The organism is Deltaproteobacteria bacterium, assembly GCA_016875395.1.
Taxonomy (GTDB): Bacteria; Myxococcota_A; UBA9160; order UBA9160; family UBA6930; genus VGRF01.
The window spans coordinates 58,300-71,320 of sequence record VGRF01000024.1; the positions used below are offsets into that span (position 1 = coordinate 58,300).

At 70.2% G+C, this 13,021-nt stretch carries 13 protein-coding genes; 4 read left to right on the forward strand and 9 right to left on the reverse strand.

Annotated elements, in window-relative coordinates; translation table 11 throughout:
- Nucleotides 1-133: 133 nt before the first annotated feature.
- Together FJ091_16775 and FJ091_16780 are read left to right on the forward strand one after the other, a co-directional pair.
- Nucleotides 134-1,027 (forward strand): NAD(P)H-binding protein, encoded by an 894-nt coding sequence (locus FJ091_16775; GenBank protein MBM4385008.1) that lies wholly within the window; start codon nucleotides 134-136, stop codon nucleotides 1,025-1,027.
- Nucleotides 1,024-1,995, forward strand: coding sequence for a hypothetical protein (locus FJ091_16780; protein ID MBM4385009.1), 972 nt, complete (start codon nucleotides 1,024-1,026; stop codon nucleotides 1,993-1,995). Before FJ091_16775 ends, FJ091_16780 begins: the two co-directional genes overlap by 4 nt.
- Nucleotides 1,996-2,272: 277 nt before the next feature.
- Here the strand turns inward: FJ091_16780 and FJ091_16785 are convergent, their stop codons facing one another.
- Together FJ091_16785 and FJ091_16790 are read right to left on the reverse strand one after the other, a co-directional pair.
- Nucleotides 2,273-2,866: a hypothetical protein gene (locus FJ091_16785; GenBank protein ID MBM4385010.1), complete on the reverse strand. Its 594-nt coding sequence runs from the start codon at nucleotides 2,864-2,866 to the stop codon at nucleotides 2,273-2,275.
- Nucleotides 2,866-3,423 (reverse strand): CDP-alcohol phosphatidyltransferase family protein, encoded by a 558-nt coding sequence (locus FJ091_16790; GenBank protein MBM4385011.1) that lies wholly within the window; start codon nucleotides 3,421-3,423, stop codon nucleotides 2,866-2,868. Before FJ091_16790 ends, FJ091_16785 begins: the two co-directional genes overlap by 1 nt.
- 133 nt (nucleotides 3,424-3,556) lie before the next feature.
- Here FJ091_16790 and FJ091_16795 point away from each other — a divergent pair, with 133 nt between their 5' ends.
- Nucleotides 3,557-3,898 carry a c-type cytochrome gene (locus tag FJ091_16795; GenBank protein ID MBM4385012.1) on the forward strand — a complete coding sequence of 114 codons (342 nt, stop codon included), beginning with the start codon at nucleotides 3,557-3,559 and terminating at the stop codon, nucleotides 3,896-3,898.
- Nucleotides 3,899-3,910: 12 nt separating this feature from the next.
- On the opposite strand, the gene FJ091_16800 is transcribed toward FJ091_16795, so the two are convergent.
- The 7 genes from FJ091_16800 to FJ091_16830 form a co-directional block, all read right to left on the reverse strand.
- On the reverse strand, nucleotides 3,911-4,897 hold the full coding sequence (locus tag FJ091_16800; protein ID MBM4385013.1) for a Rieske 2Fe-2S domain-containing protein: 987 nt from the start codon (nucleotides 4,895-4,897) through the stop codon (nucleotides 3,911-3,913).
- 30 nt (nucleotides 4,898-4,927) lie between these two features.
- The gene (locus tag FJ091_16805; protein MBM4385014.1) at nucleotides 4,928-5,446 is read right to left on the reverse strand and encodes a hypothetical protein; all 519 of its coding nucleotides are present in this window, start codon (nucleotides 5,444-5,446) and stop codon (nucleotides 4,928-4,930) included.
- Between the two features lie 93 nt (nucleotides 5,447-5,539).
- Complete coding sequence (locus FJ091_16810; GenBank protein ID MBM4385015.1) at nucleotides 5,540-6,250, reverse strand: urate hydroxylase PuuD; 711 nt, start codon at nucleotides 6,248-6,250, stop codon at nucleotides 5,540-5,542.
- Between the two features lie 191 nt (nucleotides 6,251-6,441).
- On the reverse strand, nucleotides 6,442-7,353 hold the full coding sequence (locus tag FJ091_16815; GenBank protein MBM4385016.1) for a hypothetical protein: 912 nt from the start codon (nucleotides 7,351-7,353) through the stop codon (nucleotides 6,442-6,444).
- 3 nt (nucleotides 7,354-7,356) lie between these two features.
- Entirely contained in the window at nucleotides 7,357-9,072 is a 1,716-nt protein-coding gene (locus FJ091_16820) for a proline--tRNA ligase (protein MBM4385017.1), read from the reverse strand.
- A 146-nt stretch (nucleotides 9,073-9,218) separates the two neighbouring features.
- Nucleotides 9,219-10,106 (reverse strand): branched-chain-amino-acid transaminase, encoded by an 888-nt coding sequence (gene ilvE / locus FJ091_16825; protein MBM4385018.1) that lies wholly within the window; start codon nucleotides 10,104-10,106, stop codon nucleotides 9,219-9,221.
- The gene (locus tag FJ091_16830; GenBank protein MBM4385019.1) at nucleotides 10,103-10,897 is read right to left on the reverse strand and encodes an IclR family transcriptional regulator; all 795 of its coding nucleotides are present in this window, start codon (nucleotides 10,895-10,897) and stop codon (nucleotides 10,103-10,105) included. The genes ilvE and FJ091_16830 overlap by 4 nt, the downstream gene beginning before the upstream one ends.
- A 255-nt stretch (nucleotides 10,898-11,152) precedes the next feature.
- On the opposite strand from FJ091_16830, the gene FJ091_16835 reads away from it, so the two are divergent.
- Complete coding sequence (locus FJ091_16835; GenBank protein MBM4385020.1) at nucleotides 11,153-12,316, forward strand: ribonuclease D; 1,164 nt, start codon at nucleotides 11,153-11,155, stop codon at nucleotides 12,314-12,316.
- Nucleotides 12,317-13,021: the final 705 nt, after the last annotated feature.

Consider the following 13,021-nt stretch of genomic DNA (forward strand, 5'->3'; position numbering starts at 1 on the left):
CGGGCGACTGTACAGACGTGTGGCGCGCGAGCCCTCTCGGCGCACGGAGGTTCTCTTGCGACCCGCTTGAGTGAGGGCCACCTGCAAACAAAGTGAGGCAACGAGCGCAGCCCGATGCCACTATGCGAGCACGATGCCTCGCTTCGTTCTCACCGGCGCCAACGGCAGGATCGGACAGAACCTGGTCGCTCGCGCAGCTGGCGCACGCGCGCTCGTGCGCTCGCAGCGCGCGGCGGATTCGCTCGCGGGCCTCGGCGCTGACGTGCGCGTGCTCGACGTGCGCGACGTGGACGCGCTCGCGCGCGCCGCCGAGGGCTGCGAGGCGTGGATCCATCTCGTCGGCATTCTCAAGGAAACGCGCAGCGCGAAGTACGTGGACGCGCACGAGCGCAGCTGCGAGGCCGTCGCGCGCGCAGCGGAGCGCGCGGGCGTGAGGCGCATCGTGTGCCTCAGCATCCTCGGCGCGCGCCCCGACTCCGCGAACGCGTGCCTCGCGTCGAAGGGGCGCGCGGATGCGCTGCTGCTCGGCGGCCGCGCGCCCGCGACCGTGCTGCGCGTGCCGATGGTGCTCGGGCCGGGTGAGATCGCGGCGTTTGCGCTGCGTGCGCAGGCGCGTGCGCGCGTCGCGTTCATGGTGCGCGGCGGCGCCACGCGCGAGCAGCCGATCGACACGCGCGACATCGTGTCGGCGCTTCTGCTCGGCGCGGCGGACAGCAGCGACGGGCACGTCGCGCTCGACCTCGCGGGCCCGGAGTCGCTCACGCATCGCGAACTGGTCGTGCGCATCGCGCGCGTGCTCGGGAAGCCCGCGCCCGCAGTGGTGCCGATTCCCGCTGCGCTCGCGTTCGGCGCCGCAGCGCTGCTCGAGCGCCTCGCCGAGCCGCCCGTCACGCGCGCGATGCTCGGCGTGCTCGAGCACGACGACCAGATCGACCCGCGCCCTGCCGCGCAGCGCCTCGGGCTCACGCTCACGCCGCTCGCCGACACGCTCTCCCACACCTTCGCGCCGGAGAACCGCGCCGCATGAGCGAACCCGTAACAACCGAGGGCGCGCCGAAGCCGAAGGGCGGCATCGTCCGCCACGCGATCCCTTGGGCGATCACGCTCGCGTGCTTCGCTTACCTCTACACGCGCATCGGTCGCGGCGCGCCGCCCGGGCAATCGGTGCCCGCGTATCTCGCTTCGATCTTCGCGTCGATCGACTGGGCCGCGTGGCTCGGGCTGATGATCCCGTACTCGCTGCTCTACCTGTTCGTCGACACCGCCGTGCTGTGGCGCGTCGTGAACTGGTTCAACACGCGCGTCTCGTACCGCGAGCTGCTGCCGATTCGCGCGAGCGCGTACATCATCTCGATCCTCAACGAGCAGGTCGGCAAGGGAGCGATCGGCTGGTACCTGAACCACAAGCACGGCGTGCCCGGCTGGCAGGTCGCGTCGAGCCTGCTCTTCATCATGCTGTGCGAGCCGCTCTACTTGTTGTTGTGGGCGGCGCTCGGTGTTCAGCTCACGTGGGACCGGCTGCCTGGGCTGTTCCACTGGATTCCCGCGATCGCGCTCGTCGCCGTGCTGCTCGTCGCCGCGATCGTCGCGTTCTTCCGGCTGCCCGCCTTCGCGAGCGTCGCGCTGCGCGAACGCCAGCTCTTCCACGCGTTCCGCCAGGCGCGCCCGCACCGGTACCTCGCGATCCTCGCGCTGCGCTCGCCGGCGCTGCTCGCCGCGGTCTACGTCTACTCGAAGTCGGCTGCGCTCTTCGGCGTCGAGATCCCGCTCGCGGACATGCTCGGCTTCCTGCCCGTGATCTTCTTCGGAACGTTCATCCCGGGCCCGTTCCGCGCCGCCGCCGTCACGATGTGGACCGTGATCTTCCCCGACCACACCGCCCAGATGGCGGTGTTCGGCCTCGTCATGCACAACTTCTTCGTGCTCTTCAACGCCGCGATCGGCGCGATCTTCCTGCCGAAGGCGAACGCGGAGCTGGCTCAGGCCAAGGCCTGATCACGGCGTCTGGGGCGCGTCTCCCGAAGCGCCCCGCCCAACTGCGGTCCTGCGCCGCAGTCGTTCCCGCGCGTGAGCGCCGTGCGCCGCCACGGCGTTGGCACGAGCGCTGCAGTCCTTCCCTCGCGGGAGGCTCGAACCGTGGCCAAAGCCCAATCGCCGGAAATGCTCGTCCGCAACGTCTTCTACCTGATGCTGTTCGGGGTCGTGATCGAGATCATCGTGATGGCGATCCTGCCGCGCGTGAACGTGTGAAGTCGGCCTGACGAGCGGACTGTCACTTCGTTTCCGGCGCGTACGGATTCGGGTCCACGTCCGCGCACAGGCCGTCGCCGTCCTCGTCGTCCGAAGAGTCGTGCGGGCACTTGTCGCACGCGTCGCCCCGGCCGTCGGCGTCGTCGTCGGCTTGGTTCTCGCTCGCGAGATCCGGGCACGTGTCGCACATGTCTTTCACGCCGTCGCCATCTCGATCGCCCATGTCGGCGAAGATCTTCAGGTGGAGCGAGGTGAGCAGGCGCGGCCCACCATGATCACCCGCGCCCTCCACGCGAATGCGCGCGTCCTCGCCTGGCGTGGCCTGCGCAGGAATTGCAACGGTCGCGCTCAGCGTGCCGCGTTCAGTCGCGCGCAGCGGCGGGAACGGACGCTCACCGCCGTCCTGTTCGAGCACTGCGGTGAGCGGCGTGCGCGGCACGAAGCCGCCGCCGGAGAGCAGCACCTGCTGGCCGCGCGCGAACGCGGTGGGGTCGCACTCCATGTACTCCGCGGGGTTCACGTTGAGCCGCGCGCGCAGCCGCTGAGGCTCGTCCTGTGCGCTCACCGCGAGCGCGGCGCCCAACCAGGCGCCAACGACGGCGAGGCGCACGCGCATCACGCGACCTCCCGAGAGCGAGTGGCGCGCAGTGCGGCGAGGCGACCCTGCATCGAGAGCAGCGTGGTCGCGACGAGCGCCCAGCCGAGCGCGCGCACGAGCGCGTCCGTGGGCCACGCGAGCGCGAGGCCGTCGCGTACGACGGGAATGCCCAGCAGCACGAAGTACGCGATGCCGTTCCAGCGCCCGAGCGCGCTCGCGCGCAGCGGGCGGCCCGCGAGCGCGCGCGAGTCGAGCGCGTACTGCGCGAAAGCGGCGAGCACGAGCAGCGGCAGCGGCGCGGGCACGATCCCTAACAATGCGAGCGCGCCGAGCCCGGCGGACACGAACAGCGCATCCGTGACGTGATCGAGGAATCCGCCGAGCGGGCTCGCCTCACCGAAGCGCCGCGCCACGCGTCCGTCGGCGAGATCGGTGCCGACCGCGAGCGCGAACGCCGCGAGCGCGAGCCCAGCGCTGCGCTCGCACAGCGCCCACACGAGCAACGGCGCGAGCACGAGCCGCACACCCGTGAGCGCGTTCGCGCGCGTGAGCAACCGCGACTTCGTCTGCGCCATGCGCGCGATCCTACACCTCGCCCGGTCGCCCTCTGCTCGCCTCCGCGCTGCCTGCAGCTCTGCTTCGCGTGCGCGTTGCGCGCGAAGACGCGCCGCTTGCCGCAGCTACGCTGCGCGCCCCTTCGGAGGTCCGATGCGCACGCTGTCCGCTTTCGCCGCACTTCTCGCGCTGTCGCTGCTTGCCGCCTGTGACTCCGGCGGCGGCGATGCGAACGCCGCAGCGATCAAGCGCGGCAAAGTCGTGTTCGAGACGAATTGCACCGCCTGCCACGCGCGCGACGCGAAGCTCGACGGCCCGGTCGGCCCCGCCATCGCCTGCGCCTCGCTCGAGCTGCTCACCGCGAAAGTGATCCGCAACGAGTACCCGCCGGGCTACACGCCCAAGCGCGACACGCAGGGCATGGCGCCGCTGCCGCACCTCGAGCCGGAGCTGCCCGCCCTCGCGGCCTACCTGGGATCGCTCGGCTGCGAGTGACGCCCGCGGCCTTCAGCCCACGCGCTTCACCGGCGCGAGCGGCTTCGGCTCTGCAGGCTCGCTGTAGAACTGCTGCGCGAATTTCCGATAGATCGCGATCGGCTGCTCGCCTTCGATCAGCGAAGGCCGCGCGACGTAGCGCTTGCGCGCCCAGATCGGCACGTCCGCCATCAGGTCGCTCGTGTAGCCGCGCACGAACAGCTGGCGCAGGATCGGCGCCACGAATGGGACGCGCGGGTTCTTCACGCGCGCGGCGAAGTTCAGCTCGACCTCGTTCGCCGTGATCGGCGTCGGCATCACCAACAAGTCCGCTTCGACGCCGATGCTCGGCATGCGCGCGTGCACGCGCGAGAAGCCGAGGCCGAACACCTCCGCCGAGAAGACGAGCGGCGCGCGGCGATTCGGCATGCCGAGGAAGTCGAGGCTGCGGTTCATCGCGTAGTCGACGTAGAGCACGTGGCCGTCGACGTGCGGCTCGCGCGTCGCGTGCGGATCGCCGTAGCCATGCGTGGGGCCGAAGTGCACGAGGTCGGAGCTGTTCTCGCAAATCTCCTGCGGGTGACCGCGGAACGCGCGGCGCAGGAACTTGAACGAGGTGAAGCCAGGCTGATCGATCGCAGGCGGCTGCCAGTGCGGCGCCTCGCCCTCCGCGTGCCAGTACGCGAGCACGATCCCGTTGCTCTCGCGGAGCGGCAGCGTGCGGAGGCGCACGCGCGGAGGTGTGCGGCCATCGGGCGTCGCCGCGCAAGCGCCGTCGCGGGCATAGGCGAAGCCATGGAACGGGCAGTGCAGCCGGTCGCCGCGCACCTTGCCGCCGCCGAGGTGCGCGCCGAGATGCGGGCAGTACGCGTCGTTCATCACCGCGGCGCCGCTCGCGTCGCGCCACATCACCCACTCGCGGCCGAAGTACTTCTTCTCGAGCACGCGACCCGCTTTGAGCTCGCGCGTCGTGGCGACGGCGAACCAGCCATTCGGGATCGATTCGTAGGGAACGGTCACGCGCGGGGGCCTCGGTGCGAAGCGGGCAAGTTAGGCGTCGCGCCCCCGGACCGCAGCAGAGCCGTCCCCGTAGCCGCGAATCCGCCGGCGCTGCCACGCGAGCGCGAGGCGGCGCAGCCCGCGCTCGAGCCATGGCGCGCGCGTGGTGTCCAGCTCGCGCCCGTCGCGCAGGCGCGTCACGACCTCGCCGCGCGCAAGCAGCTCCTCGCCGCCCGGGAGGAGAGTTCGCACGGGTGCGTCGCTCGCGAGCACGTCCTCGACGCCGCTGATGCGCACGGGCATCGCCTCGCGGTAGCGCACCGCGATCGCGCGCAGCCGCGCGCTGGCGGCGAGCGCGCCGGGTTTCGCCTCGCGAATCGCGAGCACGCTGTGCGCGCCCTCGAACACGACGTCGAGCACGGCGCCCAAGCGATCGGGGCGATCCTCGATGTCGAGCTTTCCCTGCAGCCAGAGGCACTGGTACGCGCGGCAGATGTGCGGGCGACGCGCGTAGATCGTGCAGCCGCGGGCGCCGAGCGCCGCGCACGAGATGCCGCCGAGTTTCTTCAACTCGTCGACCCGCAAGACCGTGCAGCACAACGTGCAATCGCCGCAGGAACGCGCGGGCTCCTGCGGCGATTGCATGAGTCGAGCTTGCTAGGGCTAGCTGTTGATGAGCAGCCCCGCACCGAACAGCACCACCGAGAGCGCGAGGCCGAAGTGGATCACGCCCGAGACGGTCGTGAGGTACTTCTGGCGCGCCGGCGCCGCGGGGCCGATCGCGTTGAACTCGAGCAGACCGACGAGCACTGCGAACACCACCCAGTAGATCGCGTCGTTCGTGCCGTCGTTGAAGCCGCCCGGCGCGTGTCGAGCGGAGCCCATGAACAGCAGCATCGGGATCGAGAACATCGTGTTGGTGCGCGACGTGCGAGCCGCGAGCGCGGCCTTGTCCGGCGTGCCATCGACCGGCTTCCCGCCCGCCGCGGTCTGCTCCGCGCTCTTGATCACGAAGTCGCGCTGCGCGGGCCAAATCACGAACCACACGTTTGCCCACATCACGGTGCCGAGCAGGCCGCCGGTCAGGATGCGGGTCATGTAGCCGTCACTCAGCGCGACGCCGTGGCCGAGCTGCATCAGCACGATCAGCCAGCCCGAGATGAACGTGAACATCGCGCCCCAGCGGAACCACCACATCGCGGTCGGCACGAGGCCGCGGGTCATGTCGCGCTTCACGCTGCCGCCGAGCTCGGTGCCGAAGAACGGCGTCTGTACGAAGTTGAAGTAGTAGAGCATGCCGATCCACACGACCCCGGCGAGGTAGTGGAGCCAGCGGAATCCGAACTCGATGTACTGGGTGAGTGCGCTGTCCATGCGTGGGCCTCCTGAACGCGCGCGCATTCTATGGCGCTGCGAGTTGGGATTGAAAGCCCCAGCGCCGCGTTTCTTGCCGCGAACTCTGGCTGGCGTTGGATGGCTGCTCGATGTCGAGGCGACTCCGAGTAGGTCGGCCGAGGCAGCAAGCGAAGCGCGCAGCGAGGCGAAGTCTTCGGAGCCGAGCGGAGTCAACCAGGAAGATCGGATCTTGGAACGGCTGAGAGCCGTTCCAAGATGCGCCCCCAGCCGAGGCGCGAGCACAACGCCGCGAACGCGTCGCGATCGGGGCCGCGCCACGCGGTGTCTTCGGCGCGCGCGTCGAAGCCCGGCACGTCGCGCACCACGGTCGCGAGCGCGCGAACGCGCAGCGCCTGCTCGCGGTGCGCGCGCCAGCTCGCGGCGAGCTTCTCCGCGCCGCGCACGGGCACACCGGCCCAGCGCGCGGCGTCCTCGGGAATCGCCTCGAGCGAGCCGAACGCGGCGAGCGCGGCAGCCGCGGTCTTCGCGCCGAAACCGGGCACGCCGGGCAGGTCGTCGACCTTGTCGCCGAGCAGCGCCAAGTAATCAGGGATCTGCGCCGGCGCGACGCCGAACTTCGCGCGCACGCCGTCCGCGTCGAGCGTCGTCTCGCGCGCGAGATCGTGGAAGCGCACCGCGCCGTCTTCGCGCACGAGCTGCGTGAGATCTTTGTCCGCGCTCACGACCTCGGCGTGCAAGCCCGCCTTCAGCGCGCGCTCGGCGAGCGTCGCGATCACGTCGTCGGCCTCGTAGTCGGGCTGCTCGTGCGCCGCGATGCCGAGCGCACGCGACACCTCCATGCAGATCGCGAACTGCGGCGCGAGGTCGGGCGGCACCTCGGTGCCGCGCGACTGCTTGTAGGCGGGGAAGAGCTTGTTACGGAAGCTCGTGATGGCGTGATCGAAGCAGGCCGCGACATGCGTCGGCTCGCGCTCGCGCAGAAAGCGCAGCAGCGTGTTCGCGTAGCCGTACGCCGCGCCGGTGGGCGTGCCGCCCGGCGCCGGCATCGCGGGCAGCGTGACCCACGCGCGGAAGATGTAGACCGGCGCGTCGATCAGGTAGACGAGCGGAGGCCGAGTCACGGCCTAACGCCTGCGGCCTTCGAAAACCGACTCCGAGACGAAATCCGCCGCCTTGTTCACGTCGACCTCGCGCTTCTCGCCGCTGCCGCGGAAGAAGACTTCGAGCTTGCCCCCAGCCAGGCCCTTCGGCCCGATCGTCACGCGCACGGGAATCCCGATCAGCTCCGCGTCCTTGAACTTCACGCCGGGGCGCTCGTCGCGGTCGTCGAGGATCGTGTCGACGCCGAGCTTCGTGAGCGCGTCGTAGAGCCGTTCGCCGGCTTCGCTCGTGGCGACCTCGTTCGGGTTGAGCACGGTCACGGCCACCTCGAAGGGCGCGACGTTCACGGGCCACTTGAGGCCGTTCGCGTCGTTCCTGCGCTCCGCGATCGCGGCGAGCAGGCGGCCCACGCCGATGCCGTAGGAGCCCATGATGATGGGGATGTTCTTCCCGTCCTCGGCCTGCACGCTCGCACCGAGCGTCTCGCTGTACTCCGTGCCGAGCTTGAAGATGTGGCCTACCTCGACGGTCTTCTTCACGTCGAGCTTGCTCTCGCACATCGGGCACGGCTCGCCGGCCGTAACGAGTCGCAGCTCCATCCACTGCGAGATCGCGATGTCGCGCGCGACGTCGACGCTCCGCAGGTGAAAGTCGTCGGCGTTCGCGCCCGTCGTCATGCCGCGGCGGCCGTGCAGCGCGGCGTCGGCGATCACGCGCACGCCCGAGACGCCCACCGCACCGAGGCTGCCCGCGCTCGCGCCGAGCGCGGCGCGAATCTCGCCCGCGTGCGCGGGGCGCACTTCGCGCGCGCCGGTGCCGTCGATCAGCTTCTGCAGCACGAGCTGATGGTCGCCCCGTAACAACACGAGCGTGGTCTTGCCGTCGACGACGTAGACGAGCGTCTTGATCTGCCGATCGGCTGCGGCGCCGCCGCTCATGCGCGCGAGATCGTCGATCGTGCGCACGCCGGGCGTCGGGAACTTCTCGGGCGCCGGCACGCTCTCGGGATCCGCGACCTCGGGCAACAGCGAGGTCGCCTTCTCCACGTTCGCCGCGTATCCGCATGCGCTACACGCGGCCACCCAGTCTTCGCCCGCGTCGGTCTCCGCCATGAACTCGACGCTCTCGCTGCCGCCCATCGCGCCCGACGACGCCTGTACCGCGATCGTCTCGAGCCCGCAGCGCTCGTAGATCTTGCGATACGCGTCGAAGTGATTCTGGAACGAGCGATCGAGCCCGGCCTGATCCTTGTCGAACGAGTACGAATCCTTCATCACGAACTCGCGCACCCGTAACAACCCCGACTTCGGGCGCTCCTCGTCGCGAAACTTCGTCTGGAACTGGAACCACGTCTGCGGCAGCTGGCGGTGCGAGCGCAGCTCCTTCGCGAGCGTGGTGAACACCTCCTCGTGCGTCATCCCGAGGCAGGCGTCGGCGCCGTGGCGATCCTTGAGGCGGAACATCGTGGCGTCGATCGCATCCCAGCGTCCCGACTTCTTCCACAGCTCCGCGGGGTGGAGAGCAGGCAGCGTGAACTCCTGCGCGCCGATCTTCTCCATCTCGCTGCGAATGACCGCCTCGATCTTCTTGGCGACGCGGTGCCCGAGCGGCAGCAGCGAGTACGTGCCCGAGGCGAGCTGGCGGATGAAGCCGCCGCGCACGAGCAGCTTGTGCGAGATGGCCTCGGCGTCCGCCGGGTCGTCGCGAAGCGTGGGGATGAAGGCGGCGGTCCAGCGCACGGCGGGCTCCTCGAAGCTGCGATGAAGGCGCGGGAGCCTAGCCGCACGCGGCGCGAGCGAAGAATCCCAACTCGGCGTCAGACGCGAATTCCGCGATTCCGCGGAATCGCTAGCTCAGCGTCAGACGCCAAGTCCTCGATTCCGCCCTAGCTCAGCGCCGTGCCGTTCTCCGGATCGCGCGCGAAGCGGTCGAACGCGGCCATCAGCTTCTGCGTGAGTGCGCCGGCTTCGCCGCGCCCGATGCGCGCGCCGTCGAGGCTCGCGACCGGCACGACCTTCGCGCCGCTGCCGGTGAGGAACACCTCGTCGGCGGCGACGAGGTCGTAGCGCCCGAGCGTGCGCTCCTCCGCGGGCACGCCGAGCGCCGCGGCGATCTCGAGCACGCTCGCGCGCGTGATGCCCTCGAGCGCGCCGTCGCTCGCGGGCGGCGTGAGCAGCTTGCCGCCGCGCACCGCGAACACGTTCGCGACGGTCGCCTCCGCCACCGCGCCCGCGGTGTTCAGCAGCAGCGCTTCGTCCGCTCCCTGGCGCTTCGCCTCTTGCTTCGCGAGCGCGTTGTTCAGGTAGTTGAGGCTCTTCACGCGTGGGTCGCGCACGTCCGGCGCGGGCGCGCGTCGGCTCGACGTGATCATCGTGATGCCGCTGCGCAGCTTCGCTTCGGTGAACAGGCGGATCTTGTCGACGATGCAGGCCACGAACGGCGCGGCGCAGCTCGTAGGGTCGACGCCGAGCTCGCCGACGCCGCGCGAGACGACGAGGCGGATGTACGCGTCCTGCTCGCCGCTCGCGCGCACGTACTCGCGCGCGGTGGCGAGCGTGAGCGCGCGCATCGCCTCGCGGCCGCCGGGCAGCGCGAGGCCGAGGCAGCGCGCGCCGATCTCGAGTCGGTCCATGTGCTTCTCGCAGCGGAAGAGGCGCTCGCTGTACACGCGCATGCCCTCGAACACGCCGTCGCCGTAGAGAAAGCCGTGGTCGAGCACCGAGACCTTGGCGTCGGCGCCGTCCACGATGCGGCCGTCGATCCAGACTTTCATGACGCTTCTCCGTGGGAGTGCGGGCTGCGCCGCCACGCCGGATCGCGACCGGCGTGGCGCAGGGAGATGAGGCGCGCGGCGGCGACTGCGCGCTGCGCGATCGCGTGGGGGCCGAGCGCGTCGAGGCGCGGCGTGGGCGCCGCGAACGCGATCGCTCCGAGGAACGCGGGCGGCTCGCTCGCGCCGAGGATCGGCGCGGCGGCAACCGAGAGGCCCTCGATCCACTCGCCGCGATTCAGCGCGAAGCCTTCACTGCGCGCGCGCTCGATCGCCGCGGCGACTGCCTCGTGGGCGAGCTGCGTGACGGACGTGAACGCGACCGGCGGATGCTCCGCGAGCGGGAAGCGCGCGGGATCGAAGGCCATCGCGAGCCGGCCAACCGCGGTCGCCGCGACCGGCACGGTCTGCCCCACACGCGGCGCGGCGCGCAGAAAGCCCTGCCCCTCGGCCTTGTCGAGCACCACGAGCTCGCGGCCGCGCGGGGCAACGAGGAACGCGGTCTCGCCGGTGGCCGCCGCCTCGGCTTCGAGCACGGGACGTGCGAGCGCCGCGATCGGCTCGCGCTCGAGGGAGCCGAGGCCGAGCGCGATCAGCGCGGGCCCGCAGCCGTAGCGCCCGTAGGCGTCCTGCTCGGCAAAGCCGCGGCGCACGAGCGTCTTCAGCAGCCGATGCGCGCTCGACTTGGGCACGCCCAGCGCCCGCGCGATCTCGGTGATCCCCCGCGGCCCGCCCGCATCGTGGAGGTGCTCGAGGAGGTCGATCGCCTTGTCGAGGCTGGTGAGGTTGTCCATCTCGGTCCTGGCAAGAGCGAGACCGCAGGGCGCGCGTCTGACGCCGAACTAGCGATTGGTTCTGATATTCGGAACGATTTCCCTAATAACGAGACACTCTATCGCCGCGCGCGGCGGACTGGAAGCAGAAAACTCTGCTTCCATCGATTTTTTCGTCGGCTAGAGTCGCGCGCGCTGCCGACGCCCCGCTGCAGCCCCCTCGCCGGCGCACCCGTGACCGATCCGACAACGACGCCCAGTGCAGCGAGGCAAAGCGTGGCCGACTTCGAGCGCATCGAGACCGCAGCCGAGCTGGAGACGCTCGCGCGCGACTTGGCGCAGCAGAAGGTCATCGCGATCGATACGGAAGCGGACAGCTTCTACCACTACTTCGACAAGACCTGCCTGATCCAGGTCGGCACGAAGCGCGGCATCTACCTGATCGATCCCCTCGCGATCGGCGGACCCGAAGAGCTCGCGCCGCTCGGCCCGGTGCTCGCGTCGCCCGACGTGCGCAAGATCTTCCACGCCGCCGAGTACGACCTGTTCGTGCTGCGCCGCGATTGCGGCTTCACGACCGCGAACCTCTTCGACACGATGATCAGCGCGCAGCTGCTCGGCTATCCGGCGATCGGGCTCGCAGCGCTGGTCGAGCGCCACTACGGACTCAAGCTCCCGAAGGACGAGCAGCGCTCCGACTGGTCGGCGCGCCCGCTCACCGACAGTCAGCTCACCTACGCCGCCGCCGACGTCGCGCACCTAATCACTCTTGCCGACCGGCTCGAACGCGAGCTCGAGAAGGCGAAGCGGCTCGAGTGGGCGCACGAAGAGTTCGACGCGCTCACGCGCCGCAGCTGGCCCGAGCGCTCGTTCGACAAGCTCGGCTACCTGCGCATCAAGGGCGCGCGCGGCATGACACCCGAGAACCTCGGCGTGTTGCGCGAGCTCTACCTCGTGCGTGATCGGCGCGCGCGCGAGATCGATCGCCCCCCGTTCAAAGTGCTCGCGAACCGCACGCTGCTCGAGATCGCGGAGACGAAGCCGCTGACGGAAGCGCAGCTCGCCGCGGTGAAGGGCGTCACGGAGCTCGTGCTGCGCCGCTTCGGGCGCGAGGTGCTCACCGCGGTCGAGCGCGGCATCGAGAAGAAGCACGGACCGCTGCCGCGGCGCAGCGAAGGCGAAGGGCCCGTGCGGCGGCGCATCGACCGCCACGCCGAGCGCTACGTCGCCGCGCTGAAGCGCTGGCGCACGGCGCGCGCGAAAGAGCTCTCGCTCGACCCCGGCGTGCTCTTCCCCAACGCCACCCTCGAGACCGTGGCCACGCAGCGCCCGTCCTCACGCGACGAACTCGCGGCGATCCCCGGCATCAAGGGCTGGTTCCACCGCCAATTCGGCAGCGAAGTCCTCGCCGCCCTCTCGACGGAAGCGACGCAGCCGTAGCGAGCGGCTTCGTTTCTTCGCGCGCGGTGTGCTGGACTCGGTGCAGCGACCGAACGCGGCTCGGGAAGCGAAAGCGCCCCAGTGCCGCAACGCGGCGCAGGGCGCGCGCAGCGAGGCGAAGCCGAGCGGAGAGTCGTAAAGACCTGAAATGCACAACGGCCTCCCAGAACCTTTCTGGGAGGCCGTTCAACTTGGGAGAGCGGAGTCTCAGACCTTGGCGGGTGCCCTTGGGGGGCTGCGCCTTTCGGCGCTTCTGAGTCTCCTCTCTCGGATCTGCTGGTTCGCGCGCCCGATGGAACCAACCGATCCAGCCAAGTTATGCGTTCGAGCTAGAGCACATCGCGTGCCAGGGCTCGCACCTCGCCCCGTCGAGTGCGCAACGCATTGATCTGCAATGACTTCTTATGGTGTGCGCGCCAGCGCGCGTGCCGCGACTGCCGCCAACTTCGATGGCACGCGCGGCGACGCGAGAACCGCGGCCCCGCGATCTACGCGCGAGATCGAGGCGCGGGGCCCGTATTCCCGCACTGCGCGGCAGCGCCGCACTCGGCGGCACTTTCCCGGGCGGCGCGCGCGAATGACCTGCTGGCATTTCTCGGACCAACGGTCTCTAGAGAACGGCCCCTGGTTGCTCTGTTGATCGACCTCGCGCGGCAAACTCTGCCGGCGTGAGATTGCCGAGACTCGAGTGCGGACGGACGGTGT

Bases quoted from the DNA above. Each gene is read 5' to 3' on its own strand.
- FJ091_16795 (MBM4385012.1), top strand. From the start codon at position 3,557: ATGCGCACGCTGTCCGCTTTCGCCGCACTTCTCGCGCTGTCGCTGCTT.
- FJ091_16775 (MBM4385008.1), top strand. From the start codon at position 134: ATGCCTCGCTTCGTTCTCACCGGCGCCAACGGCAGGATCGGACAGAAC.
- FJ091_16830 (MBM4385019.1), bottom strand. From the start codon at position 10,897: ATGGACAACCTCACCAGCCTCGACAAGGCGATCGACCTCCTCGAGCAC.
- FJ091_16810 (MBM4385015.1), bottom strand. From the start codon at position 6,250: ATGGACAGCGCACTCACCCAGTACATCGAGTTCGGATTCCGCTGGCTC.
- ilvE (MBM4385018.1), bottom strand. From the start codon at position 10,106: ATGAAAGTCTGGATCGACGGCCGCATCGTGGACGGCGCCGACGCCAAG.
- FJ091_16785 (MBM4385010.1), bottom strand. From the start codon at position 2,866: ATGCGCGTGCGCCTCGCCGTCGTTGGCGCCTGGTTGGGCGCCGCGCTC.
- FJ091_16780 (MBM4385009.1), top strand. From the start codon at position 1,024: ATGAGCGAACCCGTAACAACCGAGGGCGCGCCGAAGCCGAAGGGCGGC.
- FJ091_16790 (MBM4385011.1), bottom strand. From the start codon at position 3,423: ATGGCGCAGACGAAGTCGCGGTTGCTCACGCGCGCGAACGCGCTCACG.